This window comes from Sorangium sp. So ce590, from assembly GCF_051521365.1.
Classification (GTDB): domain Bacteria; phylum Myxococcota_A; class Polyangia; order Polyangiales; family Polyangiaceae; genus Sorangium.
Map to the genome: position 1 here is coordinate 4,365,368 of NZ_CP150346.1, position 22,453 is coordinate 4,387,820.

15 protein-coding genes are annotated in these 22,453 nt (G+C 70.4%); 8 read left to right on the forward strand and 7 right to left on the reverse strand.

What is annotated here, in order from left to right; translation table 11 throughout:
- Positions 1-24: 24 nt before the first annotated feature.
- The gene (locus WMF28_RS16365) at positions 25-816 is read right to left on the reverse strand and encodes a CBS domain-containing protein (protein WP_437603171.1); all 792 of its coding nucleotides are present in this window, start codon (positions 814-816) and stop codon (positions 25-27) included.
- A gap of 361 nt (positions 817-1,177) precedes the next feature.
- Here WMF28_RS16365 and WMF28_RS16370 point away from each other — a divergent pair, with 361 nt between their 5' ends.
- Both WMF28_RS16370 and WMF28_RS16375 read left to right on the forward strand, forming a co-directional pair.
- Positions 1,178-1,852, forward strand: coding sequence for a universal stress protein (locus WMF28_RS16370; protein ID WP_437603172.1), 675 nt, complete (start codon positions 1,178-1,180; stop codon positions 1,850-1,852).
- Between the two features lie 64 nt (positions 1,853-1,916).
- A complete protein-coding gene (locus WMF28_RS16375) occupies positions 1,917-3,311 on the forward strand; it encodes a sialate O-acetylesterase (protein ID WP_437603173.1) in 1,395 nt (464 codons plus the stop codon).
- Positions 3,312-3,399: 88 nt separating this feature from the next.
- Here WMF28_RS16375 and WMF28_RS16380 read toward each other — a convergent pair whose 3' ends face one another.
- Complete coding sequence (locus WMF28_RS16380; protein ID WP_437603174.1) at positions 3,400-4,866, reverse strand: hypothetical protein; 1,467 nt, start codon at positions 4,864-4,866, stop codon at positions 3,400-3,402.
- A gap of 1,006 nt (positions 4,867-5,872) precedes the next feature.
- Between WMF28_RS16380 and WMF28_RS16385 the strand changes: the two genes are divergently transcribed.
- From WMF28_RS16385 to WMF28_RS16405, 5 genes are all read left to right on the forward strand, one after another.
- Positions 5,873-6,955 (forward strand): latent transforming growth factor beta-binding protein, encoded by a 1,083-nt coding sequence (locus tag WMF28_RS16385; protein ID WP_437603175.1) that lies wholly within the window; start codon positions 5,873-5,875, stop codon positions 6,953-6,955.
- Positions 6,956-6,992: 37 nt separating this feature from the next.
- Complete coding sequence (locus tag WMF28_RS16390) at positions 6,993-7,772, forward strand: hypothetical protein (RefSeq protein ID WP_437603176.1); 780 nt, start codon at positions 6,993-6,995, stop codon at positions 7,770-7,772.
- A gap of 67 nt (positions 7,773-7,839) precedes the next feature.
- Positions 7,840-8,982 carry an aromatic ring-hydroxylating oxygenase subunit alpha gene (locus tag WMF28_RS16395; RefSeq protein WP_437603177.1) on the forward strand — a complete coding sequence of 381 codons (1,143 nt, stop codon included), beginning with the start codon at positions 7,840-7,842 and terminating at the stop codon, positions 8,980-8,982.
- The gene (locus tag WMF28_RS16400; RefSeq protein ID WP_437603178.1) at positions 8,979-9,797 is read left to right on the forward strand and encodes a hypothetical protein; all 819 of its coding nucleotides are present in this window, start codon (positions 8,979-8,981) and stop codon (positions 9,795-9,797) included. Before WMF28_RS16395 ends, WMF28_RS16400 begins: the two co-directional genes overlap by 4 nt.
- A 121-nt stretch (positions 9,798-9,918) precedes the next feature.
- Positions 9,919-11,298, forward strand: coding sequence for a cytochrome P450 (locus WMF28_RS16405; RefSeq protein WP_437603179.1), 1,380 nt, complete (start codon positions 9,919-9,921; stop codon positions 11,296-11,298).
- Between the two features lie 889 nt (positions 11,299-12,187).
- On the opposite strand, the gene WMF28_RS16410 is transcribed toward WMF28_RS16405, so the two are convergent.
- Together WMF28_RS16410 and WMF28_RS16415 are read right to left on the reverse strand one after the other, a co-directional pair.
- Positions 12,188-13,117: an SGNH/GDSL hydrolase family protein gene (locus tag WMF28_RS16410; protein WP_437603180.1), complete on the reverse strand. Its 930-nt coding sequence runs from the start codon at positions 13,115-13,117 to the stop codon at positions 12,188-12,190.
- Positions 13,118-13,255: 138 nt separating this feature from the next.
- Entirely contained in the window at positions 13,256-13,438 is a 183-nt protein-coding gene (locus WMF28_RS16415) for a hypothetical protein (RefSeq protein ID WP_437603181.1), read from the reverse strand.
- 477 nt (positions 13,439-13,915) lie between these two features.
- Here WMF28_RS16415 and WMF28_RS16420 point away from each other — a divergent pair, with 477 nt between their 5' ends.
- Positions 13,916-15,979, forward strand: coding sequence for a PAS domain-containing sensor histidine kinase (locus WMF28_RS16420; protein ID WP_437603182.1), 2,064 nt, complete (start codon positions 13,916-13,918; stop codon positions 15,977-15,979).
- Here the strand turns inward: WMF28_RS16420 and WMF28_RS16425 are convergent.
- The 3 genes from WMF28_RS16425 to WMF28_RS16435 all read right to left on the reverse strand — a co-directional run bounded on the left by WMF28_RS16425 (position 15,954) and on the right by WMF28_RS16435 (position 22,122).
- Positions 15,954-17,144, reverse strand: coding sequence for a zinc-binding metallopeptidase family protein (locus WMF28_RS16425; protein WP_437603183.1), 1,191 nt, complete (start codon positions 17,142-17,144; stop codon positions 15,954-15,956). The two genes, WMF28_RS16420 and WMF28_RS16425, sit on opposite strands and share 26 nt — an antisense overlap.
- A gap of 258 nt (positions 17,145-17,402) precedes the next feature.
- Positions 17,403-20,609 (reverse strand): glycosyl hydrolase 115 family protein, encoded by a 3,207-nt coding sequence (locus WMF28_RS16430; protein ID WP_437603184.1) that lies wholly within the window; start codon positions 20,607-20,609, stop codon positions 17,403-17,405.
- Positions 20,610-21,189: 580 nt separating this feature from the next.
- The gene (locus WMF28_RS16435) at positions 21,190-22,122 is read right to left on the reverse strand and encodes a non-reducing end alpha-L-arabinofuranosidase family hydrolase (protein WP_437603185.1); all 933 of its coding nucleotides are present in this window, start codon (positions 22,120-22,122) and stop codon (positions 21,190-21,192) included.
- Between the last annotated feature and the right edge of the window lie 331 nt (positions 22,123-22,453).

The window sequence follows — 22,453 nt, forward strand, 5'->3', positions numbered from 1 at the left end:
CCCCTCCAGCCCCTCGCGCTCCGCTCAGACCCGCGTGGGCCCCGGCGGGATCAGGTATCCGCAGCTCCGCCCGAACCACCGCAGCACGTCGAGCGACGACAGGATGCCGACCACCCTGCCGTCGTCCGAGACGACCGGCAGCCGGTGCACGCCCTCATAGGCCATCAGCGACGCCGCCTGACGGATGCTCGCGCTCTCGTGCAGCTGCACCACCACGGGGGTCATCACGTCGCGCGCGGTGACCTTGACGGGCTCGTACACGTGAAAGCCCTGCTCGATCTCGATGTCGAGCGGGGCGACATCGTCGAGGTGCAAGGTCGCCCGCTCCGACTCCTCGGTGTCGCCGCGCTCCTGCGCTGTCCGGAGGAGGTCGGCCCGTGACACCATGCCGACCGGCTTGCCGTCGGCATCCACGACCGGCATCCCGCTGATCCCGTGGCGGACGAGCAGGGCCGTGATCTCGTCGACGGTGACCTCCGGCCGGACGCAGAGGACGTCCCGGGTCATGATGCCGGCGAGCGGCGCCGCCGGGTTCACGTGGTCGCTCACGCCGCCCAGCGGATCCCCGCTCTTCACCTCCGAGGCCCACTGGCGGGTATCGCAAACGACGGAGGTCCTGCGCGACGGCGCGTCGAAGTGCAGCGCGCGGAAGCGAGTGCACGACTCGCACTCCGGCACGGTGGCCGAGCGCTCCTTCAACGGACAGTAGACGGTCGCGACGACCGACTCCTCGCCGTCGTCTCCAACGATGCGCGCGCTGCGGAGCGCGTGGCGCGGGATGGGGTGCTCTCCGTTGATCGGTCCGAGGGTCGTCATCGTCATCTCTCCGCTCGCCTCCGCGACCTTCGCTCGAGGCGCTTCCTCGGATGAGCACCGCCCGTGCCACGCCCGAGATCCCCCGGAACGCCGAGGCGGCCCCGAAATGCCGCGGCCGCATCCGCGCCGCCGCGCGCCAATTGCGCCGCGACGAACGGGATGCACGTCCTGCGTCCCTCCCGCGAGGGAGCCGGCGCCCACCGCGCTCCAGGGGCCCGCTTTCCGGCGTCCGGAACGCGTGGCACGGAGCATGCGAGTCCATCGAGTACGTCGAATCCGTCCGTGCAGTGTGCCCGGCGGAGTGCCGGGCAGAGCGGAGCCATCCGCCCGGGTGGTTGGCAACGAGGGTGAGGAGGATGTCATGTCGAGCGTGAGCGCAGCAGGTCGGTTCGTCGTCGTCGTCGGAGTCGATTTCTCGGATCTGAGCAACCGTGCGCTCGACCAGGCGCTCGAGTCCGCCGGCTGCCGCGAGAACGCGGAGGTGCATGCGGTCCACGTCGAGCCCGAGAGCTGGGTCGGCATCGGGCTCTCGAGGGTGCCCGTGGCGGCCACCACGCCCGAGGTGGCGCTCCAGCAGCTCCAGCTGCGCGCGGCCGAGCGCGTCCGCGCCATGGGCGGCAAGCTCGACGGCGGGCGGTTGAAGCGCGTCGTCGTCCACTTCCGGCGCGGCGATGCGGCCGGGAACATCGCTCAGCTCGCCGCCGACCTCGACGCCGATCTCGTGGTCGTCGGCTCGCACGGCCACCGCGGGCTCGAACGGCTGCTCCTCGGCTCGGTCGCCGAGCGCGTCGCCCGGCTCGCGCGCTGTCCGGTGTGGATCGTGCGGCCCAAGGATCACGCGACCGCCGGCCGGGTGCCCGAGATCGAGCCGCCCTGCCCGGAGTGCGTGGAGCGCCGGGAGGAGACCGGCGGCGCCGAGCTCTGGTGCGCGCGCCACTCGGAGCACCATGTCCGGCCGCACCGCTACTCGTACGCGACCAACGGGGTCTACGCGGCGTCGAGCGCTGTCTATCAGGCGACGCCGGAAGGGAGGTGATCGTGAGGCGGCGGCCTCCCCCGGCGTGTTGACGTTGCGCGGTGCGCGGAGGATATATGGTGTCATGAAGCGGTCTTGCATCGCCCTTGCGGCCGGCGTGATGTCCCTCTCCGCGTCGGTCATGGCGCAGCCGGTGAAGGTGTTCGTCCTCGCGGGCCAGTCCAACATGGTCGGATTCGGCGTGGGCGCGGCGCTTCCGGCCGAGATCCAGAGCCAGCCCGACATCTGGTACGACCACCACAACCCCGACGCGCGCACGGGGGGGCCGTACGCCGCGGCGACGAGCGCCGACTGGGGGCCGCTCGAGCCGAAGGGCGAGGCGCGACGCTACGGGCCCGAGATCACGTTCGGCCGCGCGATGGCGGCGGCATACCCCGAGCACCGGATCGCGATCGTGAAGATGGCGCAGGGGGGCACGAACCTCGTCGACCACTGGGGGCGCGGGCTCGCGCCGGATCCGGAGGTGCTCTACAAATCCCAGCTCTACCATGCGCTCCTCGGCAAGCTCGACTCCGCGACGTACGCCGGCGATCGCGCCCTCCGCTACCCCGACGAGCCGACGCGGCTCGACAACGCGCTGGCGCGGCTCGAGTCGGAGGGGCACGACGTCGAGATCGCCGCGCTCGTCTGGATGCAGGGCGAGAACGAGGCGGGGTGGTCGGCCGCGTTCCGCTACGGCGACGCGCTGCGCGCCTTCATCGCGGCGGTCCGCGCGGATCTCGGCGTCCCCGAGCTCCCCGTCGTGCTCGGCCGGATCAGCGACAACCTCTACCCCGCGAACGGCGGGCCCATCGCCGCCGGCAAGGAGGCGAACATCGACGCCGTGCGCGCGGCGCAGGTGACCGTGGCCGAGGAGGACCCTCGGGTCGCGTGGGTCGACACGGACGATTTCACCCCGCGGCCGCCCAGCGATGCGTGGCATTTCGACTCCGCCGCGTACCAGCTGCTCGGCCAGCGCTTCGCCGAGGCGTACCTCGCGCTGGCCGCCGAGGCGGGCTCGTCGAGCGCCTCGTCGGCGAGCAGCGCCGCGAGCGCGGGCGCGGGGGGAGGAGGTGCCACGGCCGGATCGAGCGGGAGCGCGGCGGCCACGGGCAGCGCCGGGAGCACCGGAAGCGCAGGTGCGGGAGGAGGAGGTGCGGGAGGAGGGAGCGCCACGGCCGGATCGAGCGGGAGCGCGGCGGCCACGGGCAGCGCCGGGAGCACCGGAAGCGCAGGTGCGGGAGGAGGAGGTGCGGGAGGAGGAAGCGCCACGGTCGGATCGAGCGGGAGCACGGCGGCCACGGGCAGCGCCGGGAGCGCGGCGGGATCGAGCGGGGCCGCGCCCGGGGGCGCCGGCGGGAGCAGCGGCTGCAGCTGCGGGACGGCGGGGGGCCCGGATCACGGGCCGACGGCGGCAGCGCTCGCGCTGATCGCGCTCGCGGGCCTGCGCCGCCGCCGGGGCGGCCGCGAGCTCGGTTGAGTCGGAGGCTCATCGCCTCCGGGAAAGGGCCGCAGAGGCCCGTCGTCCTGTCGGACGGGCCGTCTGCGGGACGCTCACCGTCGCTGGGTCACTGTTGGCAGAGCTCGTTGATACACGCGTAGCCGTCGCGGCAGTCGCCATCCGCCAGGCATTCGGCATAGCAGACTCCGAGGTCGGTGCAGAGACCGCCGCCAGCGCAGGGGGTCGTCGCGTCGCACGGGCTCACGCAGTAGCCGCCAGGAAAGCCATCGTCCTCGGTGAGGCAGTAGAGGCCGGCGCAGTCGCTGTCGGCGGTGCAAGCGTCACCGTCGGCGCCCTCGCCTGCCGGCGCGGTGCAGCGACCCAAGTCATTGCACGTGGCGCCTGCCACCAGGCACTGATCGTCGCTGGTGCAGGCCGGCTCGCAGAGGTTGTCCAAGCACGCATAGCCCGCGCGGCAGTCCTCCGAGATTTCGCACAGCATGTTGCAGAAGCCGCCGTCGCCCGCCGGGATGCAGGTGCCGCCGCCGGCGCACTCGCCGATCTCCGGATCGCAGTCGCCCAAGCAGTAGCCGCCAGGATAGCCGGAGTTGAGCTCGGAAAGGCACCGGCCGCCGGCGCAGTCGCTGTCGACCGTGCAAGGGGCGGCGTCCGGGCTCGCCGGCTCGCCGCAGAAGCCCGATCCCTCGTCGCACACGCCCACGTCCGGGCACTGAGCGTCGCTCGTGCAGTCCGGCTGACAGAACCCGTTGATGCACCCATAGCTGTCGCGGCACTCGCTCGACTCTGTGCACGCGGCCAGGCAGAAGCTGCCCTGCGAGTTGAACCGGCAGGCGCCGCCGCCGGGACAGTCGCTGTCCGTCTCGCAGACGCCTGAACAGGCGCCGCCAGGATAGCCGTAGGTCTCGGGCAAGCAGAGGTCGCCCGCGCACATGGCATTCGCCGAGCAGGGAGCGCCGTCGGCGCCGAGCTCGCCGCCGCCGGCGCCGCCGGTGCCTGTGGTGGCGGAGCTCGTCGAGGTGACGCTGCCGCCGCCCTCGCCGCCGGTGCCTGTGGTGACGGAGCTCGTCGAGGTGACGCTGCCGCCGCCCTCGCCGCCGGTGCCCGTGCTCGCCGAGCTCGACGTGGCGCCGCCGCCCTCGCCAGCGCCGGTGCCACCGTCGCCGCCGCCCTCGCCAGCGCCGGTGCCACCGTCGCCGCCGCCCTCGCCAGCGCCGGTGCCACCGTCGCCGCCGCCCTCGCCAGCGCTGGTGCCACCGTCGCCGCCGCCGGTGCCGCCGGTACCGCCGCCGGTGCCGCCGGTGCCGCCGCCGTCGCCGCCGGTGCCGCCGCCGGTGCCGCCGTCGCCGCCGCCGGTGCCGCCGTCGCCGCCGCCGGTGCCGCCGCCGGTACCGCCGGTACCGCCGCCGGTGCCGCCGGTGCCGCCGCCGTCGCCGCCGGTGCCGCCGGTGCCGCCGGTGCCGCCGGTGCCGCCGCCGTCGCCGCCGGTGCCGCTGGTCGTCGAGGTGCCGCCGTCGCCCCCGCTGCCGCCGCTCCCGGGGGTCGATGGGCCGTCATCGCCGCACGCTGCGGTCATCAAACCAAGTGCAAAGAGACACACAAAAGATCGCATCTTCATCCGCTGCTCTCCAGCCGGTAGGGGTCCAGTGACGCGGTGCCGGCCGTCGGAGGCGAGGCGCCGCAGCGCGATGGGCGCACGCGCATCTTCTGTCGAAACGGCACGGATGCCAACGGCTCTTTTCACTCCGTCTCCACTCTTCCGCGCCTGGTGCACCCGGGATTCCCGCCCCACCTCCGCGGCGCTGCGCCTGGTTCCGCGCCGGCACCGCCGATTGCCGCGTCCGCTCCACGGCTCACGGAGCACGCATTGCCGGCAGCAGGATCACTTTCTTCCTCCGCCGCGCGACGGTGGTGGGGTCATTTGAACATGAAGGCCGCAAGGCCGGAAGGCGGGAAGGCGGGAAGAAAATCATCAATGATCTTCCCGCCTTCATGTGACATCTGTCTGGGCAAATACCCCCACCACCCGCGCGAGCCCTCCTCACGGTCTGCGCGCCTCTCTTCTCCTGTGCCTTCGCGCACGTCCTTGATACTCTCCTGCGCCCGCGCGCATCGCCTTGCTTCCTCAGCGGTTCTCCCGCTCCGAGCCGCTCGCCTCGATCCCCGCCGCCGCCGCGCCCGTCTCCCGACCGCGCCCTCCTCCAGCCGACCTCGCCCCGCCTCGAGCGCACCGCGCGCCTGCCATGCCACACGTCGTCGCGCGGTCGCTGGGCTGCGCGCTCCCGTTGCGCCTCTCCCCGGCCCGAGCTTCAGCGCGGAGGCGCGCACTCCGCTGCTGCCGCGCGCGCGTCGCCTCGGTGATTGACCGGGCGCCATCCGAGCTGGTATAGGTAGCCGTTTTCCTTTGGCAGAATTTTACAGTCACATTCGAAGTGAGAGGCGGATCGAGCGCGGTGTGCGCCGGTGAAGGGTACCTGGAGCTTCCAGCGCCGGCCGTGTCGTATGCCCTCGCCGGCGTCGCGGCGGCGCTCTGCGCCCCGGCGGGACGACCCCTTGCTTCAGAAGATGATGAGGAGACCCCCATGCGTGTCAGACACGTGATGATCACAGCAGCTCTCGTCAGCAGTTTCGCCGCCTGCGCCATCTCGGATCCCGGCGACGGCGAGCGGCCAGCCTATGCGACGGTCTGCGAGGCCCGCTGCGCCTGCGAGGACTGCGCCGGGGACAGCGAAGGGCTGTGCGAGGCCGAGCAGGAGGCCGTCGAGGAGCGGGCCAAGAAGCGCTGTCAGGACGAGCACACGGCGTACGTCGATTGTGTCCGTCTGGAGGGCCGGTGTGTGGATGGTCATCACCTGGCCGAGGTCTGCAACGCCCACGCGGCGGCCCTCCTCGGCTGTCTCAAGCCGAGCAACCGCGATCACTGTCCCAGCGCGGGCGACGGCATCTGCGACGAGCCCCAGGGCACCGACACGTGTCCGGCCGGGACCGACCCCGCCGACTGCCTCTCTGTCTGTCCGTACACCGGCAACGGCATCTGTGATGAGCCCGAGAACACCGGCCGGTGCCCGGCGGGCACGGACGTCGACGACTGCAGCCTCGTGCCGTGCAAATCGGTGCAGGACGGGACCTGCGACGAGCCCGAGGGCACCGGGCTCTGCGACGAGGGCACGGACGTCATCGACTGCATGGTCATGACCTGCGCCGAGGCGAACAACGGCGTCTGCGACGAGCCCGAGGGCACCGGGCGCTGCGACGAGGGCACCGACCGCGCCGACTGCCCAGCAGGCGAGCCGTGCCTCACCACGAACAACGACGTGTGCGACGAGCCCGAGGGCACCGGCTCCTGCGATGAGGGCACGGACCTCGTCGACTGCGCCATCCCCGCCGTCGCCTGCGACGACCTCGCCGTCTGTGGCAACGACACGAGCGGGTGCATCGCGTGCGCGAACGAGGGGAGCTGCGCCGACGAGCTCGAGGCGTGCACCATCAACGACGACTGCTTCTACCTCGCCCAGTGCATGGTGACCTGCGCGGACGACACCTGCGTCAATGAATGCCTGGGCGCGTACCCGGACGGGCGGGATTCTTACTACAACTACGACACATGCTTGCACTGCGAACAGTGTTATTACTCGTGCGGCGCGAACAGCGCATTCGAGTGCTGAACCGTGGCTTACCCTCAGCGCTGCGGAGGAGATGAACATGCTTGATCGACGAGACGTCCTTGCGCTTTCGGCCCGCGCCGCCCTCCTGGCTTCTCTGGCCGGCGTCGCCTCCTGCGGCGGCCTCTCGGCGGGCGACTACGCGGTGTACCGCGTCGCCCTCGAGGCGTCCGAGGAGTCGCCTGGCTGCTTCCCCGACGACAGGCCGCTCCTCGCGGACAAGTACGACGCCACCACGTTCCGGGACGGCCAGACCTTGCTCCTCTACCTCCCGAGCGACGAGGAGGCGGTGCTCGACATCGGCGGGCTCGCGCTGAAGGGCTCCACGGACGACGATCCCTACCTCTTCGAGGGCAGCTCCGAAGACGTCGAGTTTCCCTTCCGCAAGAGGGTCACCGACGCCGACCAGGACGGCATCGCCGATGACATCGACCCGTTCGTCGACGCCGACAAGGACGGCGACGACGACTCGGACGCGACGAGCGACGGCGAGGTCGACACCGACGGCGACAAGCACGACGATCGCGACGAGGTGGAGGACCCGTTCGTCGACGCCGACGACGACGGGGATGACGACCGGTTCCGGGAGATCGTGGGCGACACGAGGATGATCTCCAGCCTCCGGGTGCAGATCTCCATGACGGTCGACGGGTCGACGGTCAGCGGCGTCGTGACGCGGACGACCGAGGAGACGTGCGACGGCGACCTGTGCCCGCCCCACGTCGACGCGCCGTGCGTCGACGTGCAGCGGTTCCGCGGCGTCGAGGTCGACGAGGCGGATCTGACCTTCGGCGTCAGCGCGCAGCCGACGACCCCGTGAGCCGCGCTCTCCGGCGGCGCGCCGCGCGGCGCGTGACGGGCTGCCCGTTCTGGTAGCATCGCCCCGCTTGCCGGAGCTGCCTCTCTCCCCCGCCGATCTCCACGCGGTGCTCGCGCCGCTCCCCGCCGCTCGCCCGCTGCCCGCGCGCGCCTACTGGGACGACGGCGTGCTCGCCTTCGAGCAGGCCGAGATCTTCGGGCGCTCCTGGGTCTGCGTCGGGCGCGAGGACGAGGTCGCCCGCCCCGGAGAGTGGTTGCTCGCGCCGCTCACGCCGGCGGGGGTCGTCGTCCTCCGCGGCGCGGATCTGGAGATCCGCGCGTTCCACAACGTCTGCCGCCACAGGGCGGCGACGCTGCTCGACGGCGCGTGCGGCCGGCTCTCCCAGCTCGCGTGCCCGTACCACGGCTGGACCTACGAGCTCTCCGGCGCCCTGCGCGCGGCGCCCCACGCGCCCCCCGGCTTCGATCGCGGCGCGCACGGGCTCCTGCCCGCGCGGGCGGGCGCCCTCCTCGGCTTCCTCTTCGTGACGCTCGACCCCGGGGCGCCCTCGCTCGAGAGCGCGCTCGGCGACGCGCCGCCGTGGCTCACGCGCCCCGAGCTGCGCTCGCTCCGGCGGGGAAGGCGGGAGGAGTACGAGGTCGCCGCGAACTGGAAGCTCTGCGTGGAGAACTTCCAGGAGTCGCACCACTTTCCGCGCGTCCACCCCGCGCTGGAGCGGCTCACCCCGTGCGGCGACGCCGTGTCCTGGGGCCGGGGCGGCCCGTGGCTCGGCGGGATCATGGACCTCGCCCCCGGCGCCGAGACGGTCTCGACCGGCGCGGGGCGCGGGGCGCGGCCGCTCATCGTCCCCGAGGCGGAGCGGCGGCGCGTGCGCGACGCCATGCTCTTCCCGGGCCTGCTCACGAGCCTGCAGCCCGACTACCTGCTCACGTACCGGCTCACCCCGCGCGCGCCGGACCGGACCCTCGTGGTCGCCGACACCTACTTCCATCCGGCGGCGTTCACCCCCGGCTTCGATCCGGCCGACGTGTTCGCCTTCTGGGACACCGTGAACCGCGAGGACCGCGCCATCTGCGAGCGCCAGCAGCGCGGGCTCCGCGCGCCGGGCTACGCGCCGTCGACCTACGCCATGGTGGAGGACGGCGTCCACGCCTTCGATCGCATGGTCGCGCGGAGGTACCTGTCGGCGCTCGGCGCGAGGACGCCATGAGCAAGCTCTGCGGCCTGTGGGGTCGCCCGTACATCGACCTGTCGCCGCTGCTCGACACGTCCTGCTTCCCGGAGCTCGATCGCGAGATCGTGCTCGGGCTCTGCCGCGTCGAGCCCTCGTACACCGGCGGGAGCCTGAAGTGGATGGGCGTGGTCGCGCCGTGGGTGCACGAGGACCCTTATGTGGACTACGGGCAGGTCATCGCCGGCTTCTCGCGCGAGGAGCTCCGCGACTTCGTGGCGCTCGCCGACGACCCGTCCGCGTTCGATCTCGACCGGCGCGACGAGTACACGTTCGGAGACGAGACCGATCACCCGCTCACGCGGGCGCAGATGCTGTACCTCAAGTACCGCTACGGCGTCTATTTCCCCTGGAAGGTCTGCTATCACCTGCTCGAGAACGACCGCTGGGAGGACAAGCACTCCGGCGCCGGCAAGGACTTCTCGGAGGAGGCGAGGGCGGTGTTCCCGCGCACGGTCGATTTCATCCGGAGCCTGCCGTTCGCCGAGATCGGGCGGTGCGTGATCTTCGGCCTCGAGGCGAACGATCACGCGCCCGCGCACCGCGACACCGAGCCGGGGAGCGCGCTCGGGCCGGCGCAGTCCATCTCGTTCGATCCGCGCGGCGACAAGCGGTTCTATCTCTGCGACAGGGCAGGGGAGGAGCGCACGATCGTGCGCGCGCCGATCTACTGGTTCAACGACATGGATTACCACGGGGTCGAGCCGGACCCGTTCTTCCGGTACTCGATCCGGGTGGACGGCGTGTTCACGCCGGATTTCGTGAAGCGGCTCCAGCGGCTCTACCGGCGGTAGGCGCGGGCAACCGCTCGGTCGGCGGCGAGATGCGCTCGGACAGGCCGGGTGGTTCGTTCCCCCTCGATTCCGGCGCCCATGCCGGGCCGGCGTGATGGTACAAGACGAGGTACCACGCGCCATGAGCTCCGTCCTCCCCGCCTCGATCACCGAGCTCCCGCTCCTTCGGGGCCGCAACCCGCTCGCCCGCCGCATCGAGACCCGGCATGGATTCCCCATCCTCCCCGGCCGCTTCCCGGTCGTGGGCCACATGCCGGCGATGGCCGTCGACGAGCTCGGCCTGCTCCGCGAGGGCCAGCGCCGCTTCGGCTCCCTCTTCTTCTGGAGCCATGGCTTCGAGGCCTGGCAGCTCATCTACGCCTCGAACGAGTCCTTCTCGCTCTTCAAGAGCAAGGCCCTCGACTCCTCGTATCTGACCGAGGGCGGCGTCGGCCACCTCTTCGGTCAGACGCTGATGGCCCACGACGGCGCCTCGCACCGCCGCCTCCGCACCGCGATGAACGGGCCCTTCTCGCCGAAGGGCCTCGACGCCGCGGACGTCGGCGCGATCGTCGCGGCCAGCGTCGAGCGCAAGGTCCGCTCCTGGGTCGGCCGGCGCGACGTCCAGTTGCTGCGCGAGACCCGCGAGCTGGCCCTGGAGGTGATGTTCAAGATCGCCGGCGTCGAGGACGACGAGCTCTCCGAGTGGCGCCACAACTACGAGGATCTGATGCTCGTGGTCCTCAACCTGCCCTTCGACGTGCCGGGCTCGCCGCGACGCCGCGGCCTCCGCGCCCGCGCCTGGCTCGACGCGCGCATTCGCCGGATCCTCGCCGACGTGCGCGCCCGCGGCGAGGAGAAGGGCCTCCTGCCCGCGCTGCTACAGGCCCGCGACGAGGACGGCGAGCCGCTCTCCGAGCAGGATCTGGTGGGCAACCTCCGCCTGCTCCTCCTCGCCGGCCATGAGACCTCGGCCTCGACCATGGCCTGGTGCGTCGCTCACCTCGCCGAGAGCCCCGCGGTCTGGCGCGCGCTCCGCGAGGAGGCGTCGAGCGCGCCGGATCTCCCGCGCTCGCCCGCGGATCTCCGCCGCTTCCCCTTCGCCGAGGCCGTGTTCCGCGAGGCGCTCCGCCTCCACCCGCCGACGCCTCACGACGCCCGCCGCGCCGTCGCCGACTTCGAGATCGAAGGCCGCACCGTCCCCGCCGGGACCATCGTGGCCATCCCGCTGGTCCTGCTCTCGCGCGATCCCGAGCTCTACCCGGATCCGGACAGCTACCGCCCCGAGCGCTGGCTCGGCCGCAAGGAGGCGATCTCGCCGCTCGAGATCGCCCAGTTCGGCGGCGGCGCGCACTTCTGCCTCGGCTATCACCTCGCCTGGATGGAGATCGTCCAGTTCCTCGTCGCGCTCGGGCGGGCCCTCCCGGCCTCGGGCCCCAGGCTCCAGAACGGATTCCCTGCCTCGCGCTACCTCCCGGTGCTCCGCCCCGCGGCGGGCACGCGCGTCCGCTTCGACGGCTGACGCGCCGCGCCCGGCGACGCCATGCCACGCGCCTTCAGCTCGAGGACCGCCGCAGCGGCGCGTCGAGAGACGGGCGGTGGTACGCCGGCAGCCGGGAGCCGAGCCAGGCCGTGGGCTCACCGAGCGGGCACGCTCGGGGCGGCTCGATTCGCTAGATTCCAGAGCGATTTCTCTGGATCCAGGGTGCATTTACCTGGATATTTGAGTCGATTCTCTAGATTTTGCTTAGTATTAGCCAGATTTTTGAAGATAAACTCTGGATCCTGCCCGCGTTGACCTGGAAAACTGGACCGATTCTCTATATCGAGTCGAGTTTTAGATGGCGGACATCGGTCGAGCGTGGCGGCGCGTCGAGCTGATTCCGGAGCAAGCGCTCTCGATGCGGCGCGCGGCGTGGCCGCGCCACCGCTCCGAAGCGACCCTGTAGATCTCGTCGATGACGCACAGACCCGCCGGGGGCCGGGCGTCTCGCTCTCGCGGGCTACGCGGTCTAGTTCGCCTCCGGCTGCTGGGGCAGCGTCTGGGCGTAAGCGCCGAGGTTGCCCAGCACCTCCGGGCTTTCGGCCAGCGGCGGCATCGCCGTCCCGGGCTGACCGAAGCGGACTTTGTGCAGGAACTCGTGCGGGTTGTCGTTCGCGATCAGGCCCCGGTTCCAAAGAAAACCGGCCGCGCAGGGGGCGCGAGCCAGGCGCGCGCCGCGCCCTGAGGCGAGCGCGCGGTGCGGGGGGATTGGGCGCCGTCAGGTCGGGGTCGCGCCAGAGGATCTCGGCGCAGCGCAGGAGATAGTACAGGCCCAGGGCAACAAGGCAGAGGCCGGCATCAGCACACGCAAGCTCGGACGACTTCTTGGTCCATGATGCTGTCCGTCAGCATGCGCCCCCCACGCTCGTCACTGCGCGACGCAGCTCTCCTTCATCACTTCCCAAACTGCATCTCCGGTGGCGATGCTACCGGCAGAGGTGGGGTGGATCCCGTCTTGCGTATAGTCGTTGTGTCCGTTCCAGACCGGACGAAGGTCCAACCAGTAGCATTTCGGCGCCGTGAGCCCGTCGCACAAGGCCTTCATCTTCGGTCGGAGCGTATCGAGGCAGGACTTGAGCGATGAGAAATTGTTTCCGATGGGGTCTGGATAGAAGAAATAGACCACCTTTTCGACGTTGTCCTCCGCCATGGTCTTGAACAACGACTCCGCCGCCGTGAGGGCTCCGTCGCCGTCCCCTCTCAGCAAGCAGTCGTTCCCGCCCCCATCCATCAGCACGTACTTGATCATGCCGTTCTCCGCAGCTTTGCGGTACTGGCTGGGAATTTGATCGTTGGCCAGCGTCGTGCCGCTGACCGAGTTGTCGATATAGCGATCGTTCGCAGCGAGGGAGCCGTTGGCCTTGGCCTGCTTTTCGATCTGCTGCGTGATGCCGTGAGTCGCGGCGATGAACGACTCGCCGATGACCGCGACCTGATTGCCCTTGGTCTGGCCCTTGACGCACTCGCCCGGTTCTCCGCCCGTGCCGGCCGTCTCTCCGCCTGTGCCGGCCGTCTCTCCGCCTGTGCCGGCCGTGCTGCTGGTCTGCCCGGTGTCTGCGCCGCCGCTGCCCGAGGTGCTCGTGGTTGCTGAGCCTCCGGTGCCGCCAGGGCCCGTACCGCCCGTGCCGCCCGTGCCGCCCGTAGCCGTGGTCCCCGCGCCGCTGGTGGTCCCGTCAGGGGCGCCTCCGCCGGTCGAGGGCGTGCCCTCGTCAGCCGCCTCACCACAGGCCCAAAGGCCGATGCTCAGGAGACCGAGAACGCTCAGATTTTTAGCAAAGTAGAAACGTATTGACCGCATTTTAATTTCTCCAGTGTCCGCTCGGCGCCGAGGTTTCAAGGTGCGAAAGACCCTCATCCACCTTATATCAACAGTTTATCCATGCATCGGAGGGACCGCGTTCACTCCACAGCCTGCGGGGCATCGAAGGGACCGCGTTCACTCCACCCCCGACGAGCCACCCGTGACACCGGAGCCGCGGGTGCCGGTCCCGGCGAGCCGTCCGGCGCTGCCGTTGCCGGGCGGCGCCTTGGTCGTCGCGTCTCCCTGGCTGGAGCAGGCCAGCGCCGCGAGCGCAGCTACCCCTGGAGCGGTCGTGCAGAAATTGCGAAGCGTCTCCATTCGCCCTCGCCCCTCCGTTCCAAGATCTCCGTCCGTCCTCGCATCGCCCGATGCAGGTGACTGCCACGACTTCGTACCCGAGCCACCTGGCTCCAGGTATAGGCATACTCGCCTATGCCTCGATGCGAGACGTCACGCCCATATTGGTGGACTGAACAATTCGGGCGAGAGTCGAATTCGGTGGTCACTACGAACCTCCTGGCTCGTCTCGTGGAGGCGCAGGTCCAGCGGGGCCACGCCTCGGGGGGCTCGTGGATCGACGCCGCAGCTCGGGCGACCTCGGCGACGACGTCCAGCCCCCATCCCGGCTGACGGTTGCCGGGCGTGAGCCCGCGATCGCGCCAGGGGGCCAGGGGCCGCGCAGCGGGCGCGGCAGTACGGCGGAGCGCGCGCCGGATGGCGCGGCGGACCGCATCGCCCTTGCGGTCGTCGGGGCGCGCCCTCAAAGGAAATGCCCCGCCGCGAGATCCCTCCCGAATGACCCACGACCTCCGCATCACCCCATCCCACGCCGTGACCCGCACCGAGAAGGCGAGCGCCGAGGGGGAGCTCGCCCCGCTCCCCAGCGACGATCGCCTCGCCTCGTTCTACGCCGGGTGCCCGGTCGCGCTCTTCACGACCACGCCCGAGGGGCGCTTCATCGACGCGAACCGCGCGTTCGCGCGCCTCCTCGGCTACGCGGACCCCACGCAGTTCGTCGACCTGCCCGTCCCGACCTTCTACGGCGACCCCGGGAAGCGGCAGGAGATCATGGGCATCCTCGACCGCGAGGGCGCCGTCCACGGCCACGAGGTCGAGTTCGTCCGCCTCGACGGGACGCGCGTGTGGGTCAGCATCACCGCGCGCGCCATCCGCGACGCGGCCGGGCGCGTCGTGCGCTACGAAGGCGCGCTCGAGGACGTGACGCCGCGCCGGAGGGCGCAGGACCTGCTGCGCCTCAGCGATCAGCGCTTCCACCTCCTCGCCAGGGCCACGAACGACACCCTCTGGGACTGGGACTTCGCCGCCGAGACGGTCTGGTGGAGCGAGAACTTCGAGCGCACCTTCGGCTACCGGCTCGACGAGCTCGAGCCGGGACCCGAGAGCTGGATGGGCCGCATCCACCCGGACGACCTCGATCGCGTCTACCGCAGCATCCACGACGCGATCGACGGGACCGCGACGACGTGGAGCGAGGAGTACCGCTTCCGCCGCGCCGACGGCGAGTACGCGATCATCTACGACCGCGGCCTCGTGCTGCGCGACGGGGCAGGGAAGGCCATCCGCATGATCGGCTCGATGATGGACGCCACCCTGCAGCGCCGGCAGCAGATCCTCCTCGCGTGGCAGCGCAAGGTGCTCGAGATGATCGCCCTCCACCACGGCCTGGAGGAGACGCTCGACGTGCTGTGCCGCGACGCCGAGGAGCTCTCGGCCGGCCGCCGCTTCACCGTCCTGCTCGCGAGCGACGACGGCCTCCGCCTCCTCCACGGCGCGGCGCCGAGCCTGCCGGCGTCCTACAACACGGCGGTGCACGGGCTCCTCATCGGCCCGCGCGCGGGCTCGTGCGGCACCGCCGCCCACCGCCGCGCGCCGGTCGTCGTGGAGGACATCGCGACCGACCCGCTCTGGGCCGACTTCCGCCACCTCGCCCTCCCGCTCGGGCTGCGCGCCTGCTGGTCCACGCCCATCCTCTCCTCGAAGGGCGAGGTGCTGGGCACCTGGGCCGTGTACAGGCCTTCGCCCGGCGCGCCGACCCCCGCCGACGAGGAGGTCGTCCGCGTCGCGACGCGCCTCGCCGCCATCGCCATCGAGCGCGCCCGCGCGGACCTCGCGCTGCGCCAGCGCGCGGACGAGCTGGCGAGGCTCACCGAGGCGCTGCAGCGCTCGAACCGCGAGCTCGATCAGTTCGCCTACGTCACGTCGCACGATCTCAAGGCGCCGCTGCGGGGCATCGCGAACCTCTCGCAGTGGATCGAGGACGACGAGCACGAGCACCTGAGCGAGGCGTCGAAGCGGAACCTGGAGCTCCTGCGCAACCGCGTGCAGCGCATGGACGCGCTCATCGACGCCATCCTCGATTACTCGCGCGTCGGGCGCATCCGGGTGCCCACCGAGGTCGTCGCGGTGGGCCCGCTCATCGAGGAGGTCGTGGATCTCCTGTCGCCGCCGGGCGGCTTCCGCGTCGAGGTCGCCGGCCCCCTGCCCAGCGTCGTGGCGGAGCGCACGATGCTCCAGCAGGTCTTCATGAACCTCATCGGCAATGCCATCAAGCACCACCGCGACAGGGAGAGCGGCCGCGCCGTCGTCTCCTGCGCGGACGCGGGCTCGCACTGGCGCTTCGCGGTGGCGGACAACGGGCCCGGCATCTCCCCGCGCTTCCACGACAAGGTGTTCATCATCTTCCAGACGCTGGAGGCGCGGGACAGGTCGGAGGGCACGGGCGTCGGGCTCGCGCTCGTGAAGAAGATCGTCGAGAGCAGCGGCGGCGCCGTCGCGCTCGACTCGGACGTCGGGCGCGGCGCCGCCTTCTCGTTCACCTGGCCCAAGGGGCTGGGGTAGCGGCGGGCGCCGGGGCGGGGGCTCCGTTCACGACGAGGTGGATGAACTGCAGCTTCGCCACGGCGGGGCGCGGCAGCACGAACGGGTAGAAGTCGTGCTGGCCCATGCTGCGCGACATCTCGTTGAGGACGCCCGTCAGCTCCACCCAGGCGTTCAGGAAGCCGAGGAAGGTCTCGGCCCCCGGCGCGTCCGGTCGCCACAGCGCGTCGGTGCCCCACGGCTCGGCGTCGAGCTCCACGTCGTCGGCGTCGATGCCGAAGCTGAGGGCGGTGTCCACGGTGTCGACCATGTGGAGGTAGTGGGCCCAGGTCTCGGCCCAGTCTTCCCACGGGTGCATGCTGGCGTAGGCGCTGACGAAGCGCTGCGGCCAGTCGGCCGGCGGGCCTTGCTCGTAGTTGGTCTTCAGCGCAGCGGCGTAGTCCTGCCGCTCGTCGCCGAACAGCTCCCGGAACGTCGCCAGCCATGCCGTGTCGCGCACCAGGCGGTCCCAGTAATAATGGCCGACCTCGTGCCGGAAGTGCCCGAGCAGCGTGCGGTAGGGCTCGCGCATCGCGGCGCGGATGCGCTCGCGCGTGGCGTCGTCCGCCTCCTCGACGTTCAGGGTGATCACGCCGTCGGCGTGGCCGGTCATCACCCTGGGCCCGTCGGGCGGCGACGCGAGGAAATCGAAGCAGAGGCCGCGCTCCGGGTCGTCGCCGAGCTTCGACTTCACCGGCAGGTTCAGCGCGAGGAGCTGCGACACGAGCCGTCGCTTGGCCGTCTCGATGCGGCGCCATAGCGCCTCGTGATCGGCGATGGAGAGATCCGGAATGGTGCGGTTGAGCCGGCAGGCGTCGCAGAGCGCGGGCGTCTCGGCGGCCGCCGGGACGAGCCAGTTGCAGCCCGAGGCCGAGTCGAAGTTGCCGCAGCGTCGATAGAGGCGCGGCGGGTCCGCCGTATCGTGCCAGAGCTGCCAGTCGCCCTCGGTCGGGCCGGGCTTCAGCGGCAGCACCTGGGCGCGCTCGGGCTCATAGCCGAGCGGCGCCTTGCAGGCGAGGCACTCGCTGTTGCGGAAGAACACCGGCCTTTCGCACTGGCACCGGTAGGCGCGCGGGGCGGTGGGTTGCTTGGCCGGTTTCCATACGCTGCGCAGGCGCGCGATCAGACTGTCGAAACGGGTGGGCATGAGGGTGGATGGGTCTCGAGGGTGAGCGATCGCCTTCTTGATGGCAAGCTATGTGCCAGGCAAGGGGCGCGATGTTCCCGTCGTGCGCCTGACGTCGCGCGACGCTCCACCGCTCGTCCCGGCGTCGCGGAGTGTCTCAGTGTGGCAAAAACGCCGTCGACCCGACCCGACCCAGGTTGGGTCGCCCCAGGTCGGGGCGTCCAGGCCGGGATCACCCGCCCAGGAGGGGATCCCGTGCCTTTGCGCGCTCGCGCCTCGCTACGGCTTCGCGCGGTAGCTCTCGGGCGGCCCGAGGTAGCTCGGCTTGAGCCCACCCGTGTCCACGACGAGCTTCTGCACCACCACGGTCGGGTCGACCATCCAGAACTTCAGCACGTGCTCGCCAGGCTGAGCGATTGTGTGCGTGGTCGACGTGAGATTCATGTTGTCCGACGTGTTCCTCTCCCACGACTTGTTCATCGGGATGCCGTTGAGCGCGGTGGTGACGTTGACGACCTGCGGCTGCCCGTCGTCGATGGACACGGCGTACTTCAGCCCATCGGAGTGCAGCACGTTGTTCCTCGGCGACAGGTATGCCCAGACCGTCACCTTCCCGGACGTGAAGGTGTTGATCTTGTACTCGAGGTGCGGGCTCTCTCCGCCGGGCGTCTGCCTGGCCGCGGTGACCGGGAAGGGCGTCATGCCCCCTGCCGTCCGGCCGATGTCCGGGATGAGCTGCCACGAGATCGGGTCCGCGCCCACGGCACGCGTGAAGTGCTCGGCCTCGATCGAGACGTACCCGTTGCTCTCCACGAACCCCTCGAGCGCGTCGCGGTCCACGTCCGGGTTCTTGACGATGGCCTGGACGACCACCGAGCTGCCGTTCGGCCCCGTCACCGTGATCGGCACCTCCGTGGTCCCCTTGGGCGCGGCCTCCCAGTCGACGCTCACCGTGGCGCGCACTTCCTTCTCGATCGCGCCGTTGTTCGGCCAGACCTTCACCCAGGGCACGGACGGCTCGATCTTGTAATCGAACGGCGCCTGACCGCGGTTGAAGACCTCGATGTACTGGGCCGGCTGCGTCTGGAACGGGGTGAGCTCGGGCAGCACCGCCGCCGTGCCCTGTGCGGGCCAGACCTTGTCGGACCCGTCGATGGCCACGCCCATGTCGGCCCCGCTCGGCAGGCTGATCTGCCGGAGCTCGGGCCAGATGAAGTCCTCGATGGCCGTGTTGTTCCGCTCCGGCTGCTGCCAGCCCGAGTTCGGATAGTTCCCGCCGTAGCCGATCTTGGGCTGCGTCTGGAAGCCCTTCCATTTCCCGCCGGCCAGCGTGTTGTTGTAGTAGCTCGACATCGCCTTGTCGTCGGCGAACCGGGCCTCGGCGGTCGTGGCCATGTCCTTCGTGGCGGCGCGCTTCTGGGCGGCGTAGAGGATGTTCTTGAACCCGGCCAGGCGGAGCTCGTACAGGTTGGCGCTGGCCTTCACCTGGTAGAGCACGAGCTGGTAGTAGGCGTCCCGGAACGACGCCGGCAGCGCCTCGTTGAGCCGCTCCGCCTCGGCCGCGAGCGCCTGCCACTCCGCGACGACCCGCTCCGCCTCGCCGTAATGGATCAGGCTGAAGGGGCTGCCGTCGGCGTAGACAACGGCGCTGTCGGGGTTCGTGGCGATGTTGGCGTTCGGGTTGAGGGTGATGACCCGGTTGAGCAGCTCCGGCTTCCGGCGCGACTGGAGCCTGGAGTACATCGTCAGCACCTCCGCGATCTCGGCCGCGTGCTCCGGCCCGAACTGCTGCGCCGCCCACTGCCGCTCCCACACGGGGAGGCGCTCGATCGGCCACCGCTCGGGGTTCCACGCATAGTCCAGGAAGAACTCGAGCGGGTGCTCCTCGTTCTTCATGTCGCCCACGTTCACCACCCACAGCCGATCGACGCCGTATCGATAGGACAGGTGGAGCTGCTCCCAGACGCTGGGGAGGAGGGTCGTGTCGACCCACTTGTAGTTCCGGCCGCCGCCCACGTAGTCGAAGTGGTAGTAGAGCCCGTAGCCGCCCGATCGCTCCGGCGCCGACAGGTCGGGCAGCTCGCGCATGTTGCCCCAGTTGTCGTCGCACCAGTTGATGATCACGTCGTCCGGCGCCCGCATGCCGTCGTCCCAGAAGGCCTGGACCTCCTTGTAGAGCGTCCAGACCTGCGGGATGGTGGTGACGTCCTTGCCCGTGACCTCGCCCAGGATCTCCCGCTGCGCCGCCACGATCCGCTGCATCAGATCGATGTTGCCGCCGTTGTCGATCGGCAGATCGCCGTTGCCGCGCATCCCGACGGTCACCACGCTCTCGTAGTCCTTCATCCGCGTGATGCTGTCGGTCCAGTACTTCTTCAGCGCCTCCGTGTTCCTGTCGAAGTTCCACTGCCCGTTGCCGCCGTACCGGCCTCCGGATTGCCCGAAGCGATCCCACTCGTCCTGCGCCCGCATCATCGGCGCCTCGTGCGAGGTCCCCATCACGATGCCGTACTCGGCGGCCAGCGCCTGGCTCTCGGGGTCGTCGTCGAAGAGCGACCTGCCCCAGACGGCCGGCCACAGGTAGTTGGCCTTGAGGCGGAGCATGACCTCGTACACGTGGGCGTAGAGCTCGTGGTTGAAGCCGTCCGGGCGGCTCGAGTTGGGCGCGGGGCCGAAGGTGTTGCGCGCCCAGGTGCCCAGCGCGGGGTTCTCGTCGTTGATGAAGAAGCCGCGGTATTTCACCTTCGGCTCCCCCTGCGAGTAGCGCCCGGGCAGGATGTACAGCTCGCCGTGCTGGTGCGCCGGGACGTCGTCCCAGTAGTGCCAGGGCGACACGCCGATGTTCCTCGAGACGTCGTATGCGCCGAAGATCGTCCCGCGCTGGTCGCTGCCGGCGATCACGAACGCGCGGCGGACGCCCGGCGCCGGATTGTCCACCACCTGCAGGAGGGACGTCTCCCACCGGCCTGCGATGTCGGTGACGTCGAGCTTGTTCTCGCTCACCAGCTGGTCCACGAGCGGGCTCTTGCCCAGGGTCCCGATGATCACCACGTCGTCCGCCGCCGGGATCTCGTCGAGCGAGATCTCGGGCTCGACCTGGGTGACCCGGCCGATGTCGGTCTTGAGGTCGCTCACGACCCGGACAACGCCCGCGTAGTCGCTCGAGCTCACGACGAGCGGCGCGGCCTTGCCGGCGCCGACCATGGGGAAGCGCTCGGGCCCGGGCTCGAACGCGACGTACTTCTCCGGATCCTCGGGGTGCGGCGGGTCCGGATCTCCCGTCGGTTCGCCCGCGCCTCCTCCCGTCGGTTCGCCTGCGCCGCCTCCCGTCGGCGAGCCTGCGCCACCCCCTCCCGTCGGCGCGCCTGCACCCCCTCCCGTCGGCGTGTCCGGATCGCCGGGCTTCGGCGACGCGCCGTCCGAGCCCGAACAACCGCTCCCCAGCACCGACAAGGCGAGGGGCAGCACCCCGCAGAGGATCCCCATCCGCACCAGGGGCCTCCAGGGGGCCCACAGCGCGCCGAGCGTTCGCTTGCCTGGGCGGGCACACGGACGACCGGCGCGCCGCGCGCGGGCGGTCTCCTGGCTGGATCGCGTCAATTCGTTGACGCTGCAATATTCTTGCGTGGTTGTCATGTGCGACCTTCCCGGCTGTTCACTCGAATGGACGCCCCCGGCGCACGCCGAGGTGCGCCTGCGCAATCAGAGACACAAAGCGACACAAGCACGCAGCTCCTCGTGGACACGAGGCTGCAGCGGAGGACGGAGCCCGCCTGCTCGCCCTGCCAGATAACCCAGGTTGTCGATTGTCGCCCGTTGCCACGCGCAAGGCGTGCTGGAGTCCCCGGGCTCGCGGCGCTCAGGTCAGGCTCAGGTATTCCCGGAGGGGGTCGGTCTGATCACGCCTGGCACGGCGAGGGCGGCGCGCCCTTCGTCCCGTCGCCGAGGGGACTTCCGGCGGCGCGCGCGGATTTGTCGACCTCACGGCGATTCACGCTCGAGACGGCAGGCCCACGGATGCCAGCGCCGCGCTCGTCCGAGCGGTCCGGCTCGTCATGGCTTCACATCACCGCGCATCCGTGAGCAGCCCGAGGCTGTACTCGTGCAGATTGTACTCGGCCCCGGCCTTGGTCCGGCCCTGATAGAGATACTGCATGTTGCAGGTGTCGATCGTCATGGTCTCGTCGGGGTTATCGCGGAGCATCTCACCGTGGCTGATCCCGTCGTTCGACCAGCCGGCGCCCGTGACGTTGCTCTTCCCCGCGAAGGGGTTTGCCTGCGTGTCCGCCAGCGGCGTCCAGGCGCCGTCGAGCTTGTCCGCGGTCCAGGAGCGGAAATACCGACCGTCGCCGATGCTCTCGTGGATCAGGAGATACTTGTCCGAGCCCTTGATCTTGTAGACGTTGGCCGCCTCGAACAGGTCGAACCTCTCGTCGCTCATGACGATGACCGGCGTGCCGAAGCCATTCGGGAAGCTGGCCTTGCTGGTCTGGCTTCGATAGAGGTGCCCGTTGTCATCGGAGAAGAACAGGTGGCAATTCGCGTCGTCGCAGATCACCCAGAAGTCGATCCACGTCCCTGAACCCTTGTTCTGGGTGACGATCGCGGGCTCGTTCGCGATGAAGGTCCGAGGCGCTGACCAGGATCGGACGTCGCTCGGATCCTTGGTGGTCGAGTAGGTGGGCGGCTGGCTCTGGTAGACGAGGTACCACAGGTCCTGCGGCGAGAAGTAGAAGAGCTGCGGGGCGCACTTGTACCCGGTCAGGTTGGGGTTCGTGCTCAGGAGCGTCTTCGGCGCCGACCGGGCCTGATCCCAGTCGGTGAAGTTCAGATACGTCATGTTGTAGCCGTTGGAATAGTGCGTCGCGTACACGTGCCACTTGCCGTCATGGAACAGGACGGTCGGGTCCTTGATGGACACGGAGCCGCTCGGCGGGGTGATCAGCACGGGTGACGACTCCCATTTGAAGCTCGTGGGCACGCCGCAGCCAGGGCTCATGCTGCCGCCCGTGGACGAGGCATCGCCGCCCGCCGCGCCGCCGGCGCCACCACCGCCGGCGTTCGGAGAACCGCCCTCGTTTTGCGCCCCGCCCCCGCTCGTGGAGCCGCCCCCGCTCGTGGAGCCGCCCCCGCTACCGGCTCCGGTTCCGGTTCCGGTTCCAGCTCCCGATCCACCCTGACCCACGGAGCTCCCCGCGGTCGCCCCGGACGAGGTGCTCGGCGCCTCCGGGGTGGGCTCTGTGTCGGACGAGGCGCAACCCACAATGATCAATCCAACGAAGGTGATGAATCCTGCTGCCCATGAACGCACGGTGACCTCCAAGCTGCTT

Bases quoted from the DNA above. Each gene is read 5' to 3' on its own strand.
- WMF28_RS16365 (WP_437603171.1), bottom strand. From the start codon at position 816: ATGACGACCCTCGGACCGATCAACGGAGAGCACCCCATCCCGCGCCAC.
- WMF28_RS16370 (WP_437603172.1), top strand. From the start codon at position 1,178: ATGTCGAGCGTGAGCGCAGCAGGTCGGTTCGTCGTCGTCGTCGGAGTC.
- WMF28_RS16375 (WP_437603173.1), top strand. From the start codon at position 1,917: ATGAAGCGGTCTTGCATCGCCCTTGCGGCCGGCGTGATGTCCCTCTCC.
- WMF28_RS16380 (WP_437603174.1), bottom strand. From the start codon at position 4,866: ATGACCGCAGCGTGCGGCGATGACGGCCCATCGACCCCCGGGAGCGGC.
- WMF28_RS16385 (WP_437603175.1), top strand. From the start codon at position 5,873: ATGCGTGTCAGACACGTGATGATCACAGCAGCTCTCGTCAGCAGTTTC.
- WMF28_RS16390 (WP_437603176.1), top strand. From the start codon at position 6,993: ATGCTTGATCGACGAGACGTCCTTGCGCTTTCGGCCCGCGCCGCCCTC.
- WMF28_RS16400 (WP_437603178.1), top strand. From the start codon at position 8,979: ATGAGCAAGCTCTGCGGCCTGTGGGGTCGCCCGTACATCGACCTGTCG.
- WMF28_RS16405 (WP_437603179.1), top strand. From the start codon at position 9,919: ATGAGCTCCGTCCTCCCCGCCTCGATCACCGAGCTCCCGCTCCTTCGG.
- WMF28_RS16410 (WP_437603180.1), bottom strand. From the start codon at position 13,117: ATGCGGTCAATACGTTTCTACTTTGCTAAAAATCTGAGCGTTCTCGGT.
- WMF28_RS16415 (WP_437603181.1), bottom strand. From the start codon at position 13,438: ATGGAGACGCTTCGCAATTTCTGCACGACCGCTCCAGGGGTAGCTGCG.
- WMF28_RS16420 (WP_437603182.1), top strand. From the start codon at position 13,916: ATGACCCACGACCTCCGCATCACCCCATCCCACGCCGTGACCCGCACC.
- WMF28_RS16425 (WP_437603183.1), bottom strand. From the start codon at position 17,144: ATGCCCACCCGTTTCGACAGTCTGATCGCGCGCCTGCGCAGCGTATGG.
- WMF28_RS16430 (WP_437603184.1), bottom strand. From the start codon at position 20,609: ATGGGGATCCTCTGCGGGGTGCTGCCCCTCGCCTTGTCGGTGCTGGGG.
- WMF28_RS16435 (WP_437603185.1), bottom strand. From the start codon at position 22,122: ATGAGCCCTGGCTGCGGCGTGCCCACGAGCTTCAAATGGGAGTCGTCA.